This is a genomic window from Pedobacter quisquiliarum (assembly GCF_014642175.1).
In the GTDB taxonomy this organism is placed as follows: Bacteria; Bacteroidota; Bacteroidia; order Sphingobacteriales; family Sphingobacteriaceae; genus Pedobacter; species Pedobacter quisquiliarum.
Window position 1 is genome coordinate 303,420 of sequence record NZ_BMIL01000006.1, and the last position, 6,787, is coordinate 310,206.

Below are 6,787 nucleotides of genomic sequence, written 5' to 3' on the forward strand. Positions count from 1 at the left end.
CTGCTTTATGATACCTGTGACGGTGCCAGAATGGATGCCATTTAAGGATTTTGATGGTAAAATCTCACTAGACGGCATAAACATCTTTCGAATTGCTGTTAACGAGTGTTATGCGGGAATCGTTCTAAACATGGAGAAGATTTTGCAGAAAGACGAGTTAAGTCGAGCATCAAAATTTTTTCATACGAAAGACAAGAATAATTATTTGGTGCGCAAGTATTATTTGCGGAAAATCTTGTCATGCTTTTTGACTGAGGCTCCTGAGGAGCTTCAGTTTTCAACAACAATACGAAAAAAACCAGTATTGCAGAATATTGAATTCAACGTAAGCCACAGCAATGACTATGCAGTAATTGTCGTCAGTTCAAATCCAGTCGGTATAGATATAGAGTATATTCATACATCATTCACATTTGATTCCTTGTTAGAGTCTTGCTTTAATGCTGAAGAAAGAAGCTTTGTGGGGACGGGTGGAGAAAGAAAAATCCGATTCTACAGTTTGTGGACTAGAAAAGAAGCCGTCCTGAAAGCTACTGCTGAAGGGATAATAGACAATCTAGCCTCATTAAATGGACTGGAAAGCAAAGTCTTTAGGAATGCCAAAACCTTCAACCTTAACACTTTTTATTGTGATAAAGACTATCTTCTTAGTTTAGCTACGCTTGACAGCATCGATTCCTTTAAATACTGGCATGTAAGCGGATAGTGCCAATTATTTTAAAACCATCTTCTTATTCATACCACGATTGATTTTCAGTGCATTAATTTACATGCTTACACTAAAAGTATGAGAATGCTTTTTAGTTATCGAGAATTAATGTGTAATTTGCGCCACGTTATTTTACATCAATTGTAAACTGCATGATTGCAATTCTCGCTCGAAAAATACAGAATTTACAGACAAACTTAAAACTTAAAAGAACCATTAAGTTGGTCTGGTCGGCGGCTAAAGGATGGATGCTCTTTTCAGTGAGTATGATCATTGTAGAAACGGTTCTGTTTCTAGGATCTTTATACGCCTTAAAACTCTTGGTAGATGAGATCTCAAAAATAAATGTGCATGATCCAGAGGCTGAATATCAAATTGTTAAACACGTAGTAATAGCAGGGATCTTTTCAATTTTATACTCTATCGCGCGCTTTGTTTCAGCATATGCGATAGAAGTACAGGCCACGAAGGTGTCAAACTTTATTGATGACAGAATTCACGAGACAGCTATCCAAATGGACCTATCCTATTATGAAAGTCCGGCCTACTTTGATATTTTAAAACGCGCAAAAGATGCTGGTGCAGACCGGCCGAACTTAGTTATAACGACTTTATTGGAAATAACAAAAAACGTACTGAATCTTTGTGCAATAGGTTCCCTCTTTATTGCTATTAACTGGCTGTTGCTCCCTTTGTTAATCGTTTTCGCCTTACCTACCCTCTTTGTACGTATCTACTTCTCCAACAAGCAGAATGAGTGGCGAATTAAGCATACACCACTTGAACGTAAGTCGGGTTATCTGAGTAACCTTTTAACATCAGATATATCCGCCAAGGAGATTAGAAGTTACAATCTTGGCACTTATTTCAAGAAACTGTATCTGACGTTTAGAATGGAAATACTCCAGCAAAAGTTAGATTTGAGCTACAAGCGTACGTCAAAAGAGATAATTACCACCGGGATTGGAAGCATTGGTTTTTTTACATGCATCGCATACATCGCTTTAGGAACAGTAAGTGGCACGAACAGCGTGGGTGACATAGTGATGTTCCTCATGATTTTTCCACAGTCATTTAACTTAATTCAGTACATATCCTCTGGAATCTCTATCCTCTACACGAATAACATATTCATTAATTCCATTTTTGAACTATTTGATTTGAAGCCTTCGAGCTCAGATCAGGGATTCTCCCGGGAAATACCCGTTAGAACCGAAATGGATCTTATCGTGAAGGACCTGAACTTTACTTATCCAGGAAGTGATCGACCTACCTTGAAGAACATATCACTCCGAATCCCATTGGGAAAGATTATCGCGATAGTGGGTCTAAATGGGGCAGGAAAGTCGACTCTAATAAAGCTCCTATGTGGCTTGTATAAAGTGGACTCTGGGGAGATATCATTGGGAAATATCAACATCAATCAATTCGACGTATCTACCTATCGAAGACAAGTAAGTGCGGTATTCCAGGATTTTTCTCGTTACAATTTTTCAGCCGAAGAGAACATCTGGTTTGGCAACATTGACAAAGAAGCTGTTTATCAAGAAATCGTAAAGGCATCTGAAAATGCAGGAGCGAGCTCTTTCATTGAAAAACTTCCGAATGGATATAAATCAATGATGGGCAAATTATTTGAAGATGGTCATGAAGTAAGCATTGGGCAGTGGCAAAAACTCGCGATTGCTAGAGCGCTCTATAGCGAGGCCCGCTTCTTAATTCTAGATGAAGCAACAAGCGCCTTAGATGCTTTAGCTGAAAAGGAACTTTTCGAGTCATTCAGAAAGCACATTGGCAACAGAGCTGCCGTAATTATAAGTCATCGCCATTCCGCAGTGAAACATGCAGATTACATCTACGTACTGTCAGGTGGGCAAATATTGCAGGAAGGGACAGACAGCGATTTATTGAATATGGAAGGTGACTACTCAAAGCTTTTCAAAGAAAACATAGAAGTTTAAATGAAGGCGGAAGGTAAAAAATTAGCAATTGTAACATGCTGCCAGGATGACTGGGGAGGAAGTGAAGAACTTTGGTCCAGAAGTTTAAATCACCTGGATAAGTCTTATATACAAGAGTTAACTTTATTCAAGAATAGAGTTAACTTAAATCACCCCGAGTTCCAGAAGCTTGAGGAAGAACAAATTAATTTCCACGAGTTAAATCCCCGTTTGACAGTTTTGAGACGAGTAGTTTCCAAGTCTCGTATGCTTGCAAGGCGTGTCGGCGCGAAATTTGGCGTGATGGAATACTACTGGGACAAAACTGCCCTGCGCCTTTTCGAACTTTTAAAATCAAACCGCCCGAACTTAGTTATCATATCACAAGGTATAAACTTTGATGGATTAGTATATGCCTACCAGTGTTTGAAGCTTGGTATTCCTTATATTATTGTAGCCCACAAGGCTGTGAGCTTCTATTGGCCTAACCATGAAGAACGTCCCTACATGAAGAGAACACTTCTTGGCGCCAAAAAGTGTTTTTTCGTCTCCAAGCACAACCTAAATCTTACTGAGGAACAATTTGGGATGAGGTTCGAAAACGGCGGGATCATTCTAAATCCTGTGAAAACAAAGGTCAACCCGCTGCCCTACCCAACCATTCAGGATGGGTTTAAACTTGCGTGTGTGGGTCGAATCTTCGTTATTGATAAAGGTCAGGACATTTTGCTAAGGATTCTTGCACAAGATAAGTGGAAAGGACGCGATGTTTCAGTAACATTTTTCGGGAGCGGTCCGGATAAGCAGGGCTTAATGGAAATGGCTGCGCTTTTAAATGTTACAAACATTGCTTTTTCCGATTTCACCACCGATATACATGAGATATGGTCCTCACACCATGCGTTGATCTTGCCTTCACGTAGTGAGGGGCTTCCATTAACAGTTATCGAAGCAATGTCTCTTGGCAGAGTTGTAATTGCGACTAATGCAGGAGGTACTAACGAAATAGTTAAAGAAGGGGTGACAGGGTTTTTAGGTGATGCTTCAGAGAAGGACTTCGGTGAAGCAATGGAATCTGCCTGGTCTAATAGAAACGAGTGGGCGTCAATGGGAAAGATTGCGGCTTCTCACATCGCTAGTTCAATACCGCCGCATCCGGAATCAGAATTTGCAGACTTTATAATGAAAACATTAAATGAACAGTAAGCCCTTAGTTTCGGTAATAATCCCCACCTATAATAGAGGTGATAAGCTTTCTGTGGCAATTGAAAGTGTGTACAGGCAACAATATACTAATATTGAGTTAATCGTTGTAGATGATGGGTCAATAGATAATACGCCCGACGTTTTAAAAAAATATCCGCACGCTAAGTTCATCAAACAGCAACATGCCGGGCAAGCTGCTGCAAGAAATAATGGACTGCAGAACGCAAGCGGAACAATTATCGCTTCTTTAGATTCAGATGATTACTGGGAACCGGAATTTCTCGAGCGATGTGTCGAAAAGCTAGAGGCTGATAAGTTAGATTTTGTATTTGCCAACTGGTCGCAACAGGCAAAGATTGGCAATGACTGGGATTTCTTGAACCAAGATCCCTTTCTAATGCCTTACTTTGAAAAGCTAGCAGATTCCTGGGTTGTGCTTGACCATTCAGAACTACGAAAAGTATATATGGAAGCGTGCCCATCTCCATCATCTTCCGTCGTGATTAGAAAGTCGAGCATTGTATCTGGGTGGGACTATAGAATAAACATCGCTGATGATTGGTGCATGTACCTTGAAGTAATACTATCAAAAGAATGCAAAGCAGCATTCACTTTAGATAGATTATGGAAGAAGCGTGTAGATGATATCAACATTTATGACGGTCGAAAAAGGAATGAAGTTCTAAGATATCTTTACATCTCAGATACACTGACAATGATGGATAAATTTAAAATGCTGCTTACCCGATCTGAAATGTACATTTTGAAGCAAAGGTATATGGCTAGCTTAGTGGAACTGGCTAAACACGAACTCATTCGTGAATACAACATAAAAGAATGCTTAAAGCTTTTAAAGGACTCCTTCACAGTAAATATTCCTTTTACGCTCAAAATGATACCTGATGTATTTATGAAGGGATTAAAAGGCAAATATGATGCACTTTCCAGCAGAGCATAAGTAATAAGGAGAACCATGAGTTTACTTAAATTCACCAGGTATGTTGAGTGGTGGGAATACAAGTTACCGCCACTCCTGTCAGTGGCTTATGCCACCTTAATCTATTATGACTATCCCTTGGAAAACGCATGGAAACAGATCATAACACTATTAGCCGCGGTGATTGTCGGAGCAATTTACGTCAGCGTAATAAATGATCTTACCGATATCAAGGAAGACCTGAAAGCTGGTAAGCGAAATAGCATGGCGAATTTACCAATAACTATTAGATTCGTCATAGTAGCAATTATCCTTGTAGCTGCTGTTTTTTTCGGATATTTGTTCTACCCAGACCTAAAAAGTATAGTTTTCTATGCGCTCGCCTACGTTGTCTTTAGTCTATACTCAATTAGGCCATTTCGGTTTAAAGAACGGGGATTATTAGGTGTAGCATGTGATGCAATGGGTGCACACCTTTTTCCCGCATTGCTCATAACAGCTAATCTGATCTATTTCATTAATGTGGAAAGTGACCTATGGTGGTACGTTGCAATTTCCAGCTGGTCATTATTATATGGGGTACGGGGTATCTTATGGCATCAATTCTATGATCGGGAAAATGATTTAAAATCCCATACCAGAACATATGCCAGTAAAGTGGAGCCAGAGGATTTTAAGTTTAGCGAGACTTTGATCATGATATTTGAGACATTAGGATTTATGATCTTTGTAGGCCACATCTATAATGAAGCCATTCTTTGGTCAGCCTTGATGTATGTATGTCTGGTTTTCTTACGGATATTTATTTTGAAACGGAAAATTCGAATTATAGTTACAAATCCTGGGGAGTCATATCAACTTTTTCTTAATGAATTCTATATAGTCTTCTTACCTATAGCCTTGATTATTCATATGTGTTCCACCCAACCTTTTGCAAAACTTGTTCTTATCTTCCATGTAACACTTTTTCCTATGAACACGTTACTTGCTATAAAGGATTGCGTATTTAGTTGTAAACGCCTTTTTAAAAGATTTATTTAAATGCGCGTTGCACATCTGATAATAGTTCATAAAGGTCCAACTCAAGTGTTGCGTTTACTACAGCGGCTTCAGCATCCGAGTTTTGATTTGTTTGTTCATGTTGATGGCAAGGTGGCAATTGAACATTTCAAATCCCTGAAGAATGAAGCTGACTTCATGTTTATAAAAAACAGAGTAGCATGTCACTGGGGAGGAAATAGCGTTCTTACGAGCATACTCAACTCAGTGCAAGAAATTCTGAACTCGGGAGAGAAATACGATTTCGTTAATGTGATTAGTGGACAGGATTATCCACTGATGTCTCCGGAAAAAATGTTAGCATTTTTTAATGCCAACAGAAAAACTAATTTTATCTCTTTTGATGATTCACCACACTCGGAATGGTGGAAGCTGGCTCGTGACAGGTATGAAAAATATCACTTTACAGACCTAAACTTCAAGGGTAAGTATATGCTTCAGAAAATCGCAAATACCATTTTGCCGAAAAGAAAATTTCCTCATTATACGACATTGTACGGCGGCACCAAATCGAGTTGGTGGACAGTTACATCCGACTGTGCAAGCTATATAGTCAATACCCTAGAAGAAAATCCGCGTCTTAAAAGATTTTTAAAATACGTCTGGTGCACTGATGAGTTTGTTGTTGCGACAATTATTATGAATTCTCACTTCAAAGACAGAACTGTAAACGACAATTTGCGCTATATAGATTGGTCAGAACAGAACCCCAGCCCTAAGACGCTCACTATAAATGACCTAAATAAAATAAGTGCTTCTAGAATGATGTTTGCAAGAAAGTTTGACGTCGAAGTTGATACATCTGTATTAGACATCCTAGATCAGAATCTATATTAAATTAGCATTTATGTGTTTGGAGTTGCTAAATTTGAGCAGACAGGAAGTTAAGGGAATTTAATAACTTAACACCATGTCAAGAGAGAGAAAAGCGTATGC

General features: G+C 39.0%; 6 protein-coding genes. All 6 read left to right on the forward strand.

The features are described from left to right. The first annotated feature begins 7 nt into the window (after nucleotides 1-7). The 6 genes from IEW69_RS10955 (at nucleotide 8) to IEW69_RS10980 (ending at nucleotide 6,688) form a co-directional block, all read left to right on the forward strand. A complete protein-coding gene (locus IEW69_RS10955; protein ID WP_188626893.1) occupies nucleotides 8-706 on the forward strand; it encodes a 4'-phosphopantetheinyl transferase family protein in 699 nt (232 codons plus the stop codon). A 155-nt stretch (nucleotides 707-861) separates the two neighbouring features. After that, nucleotides 862-2,670, forward strand: a complete 1,809-nt coding sequence (locus IEW69_RS10960) for an ABC transporter ATP-binding protein (protein ID WP_188626894.1) — start codon at nucleotides 862-864, stop codon at nucleotides 2,668-2,670. Continuing rightward, on the forward strand, nucleotides 2,671-3,855 hold the full coding sequence (locus IEW69_RS10965) for a glycosyltransferase family 4 protein (RefSeq protein WP_188626895.1): 1,185 nt from the start codon (nucleotides 2,671-2,673) through the stop codon (nucleotides 3,853-3,855). Continuing rightward, nucleotides 3,845-4,813, forward strand: coding sequence for a glycosyltransferase family 2 protein (locus IEW69_RS10970; protein WP_188626896.1), 969 nt, complete (start codon nucleotides 3,845-3,847; stop codon nucleotides 4,811-4,813). The genes IEW69_RS10965 and IEW69_RS10970 overlap by 11 nt, the downstream gene beginning before the upstream one ends. Nucleotides 4,814-4,828: 15 nt before the next feature. Further along, nucleotides 4,829-5,833, forward strand: coding sequence for a UbiA family prenyltransferase (locus tag IEW69_RS10975; protein WP_188626897.1), 1,005 nt, complete (start codon nucleotides 4,829-4,831; stop codon nucleotides 5,831-5,833). Then, a complete protein-coding gene (locus IEW69_RS10980) occupies nucleotides 5,834-6,688 on the forward strand; it encodes a beta-1,6-N-acetylglucosaminyltransferase (protein WP_188626898.1) in 855 nt (284 codons plus the stop codon). Nucleotides 6,689-6,787: the final 99 nt, after the last annotated feature.

What these genes read in the sequence shown, in the direction of transcription:
- IEW69_RS10955 (WP_188626893.1), top strand. Translation starts at nt 8, where the DNA reads ATGATACCTGTGACGGTGCCAGAATGGATGCCATTTAAGGATTTTGAT.
- IEW69_RS10960 (WP_188626894.1), top strand. Translation starts at nt 862, where the DNA reads ATGATTGCAATTCTCGCTCGAAAAATACAGAATTTACAGACAAACTTA.
- IEW69_RS10965 (WP_188626895.1), top strand. Translation starts at nt 2,671, where the DNA reads ATGAAGGCGGAAGGTAAAAAATTAGCAATTGTAACATGCTGCCAGGAT.
- IEW69_RS10970 (WP_188626896.1), top strand. Translation starts at nt 3,845, where the DNA reads ATGAACAGTAAGCCCTTAGTTTCGGTAATAATCCCCACCTATAATAGA.
- IEW69_RS10975 (WP_188626897.1), top strand. Translation starts at nt 4,829, where the DNA reads ATGAGTTTACTTAAATTCACCAGGTATGTTGAGTGGTGGGAATACAAG.
- IEW69_RS10980 (WP_188626898.1), top strand. Translation starts at nt 5,834, where the DNA reads ATGCGCGTTGCACATCTGATAATAGTTCATAAAGGTCCAACTCAAGTG.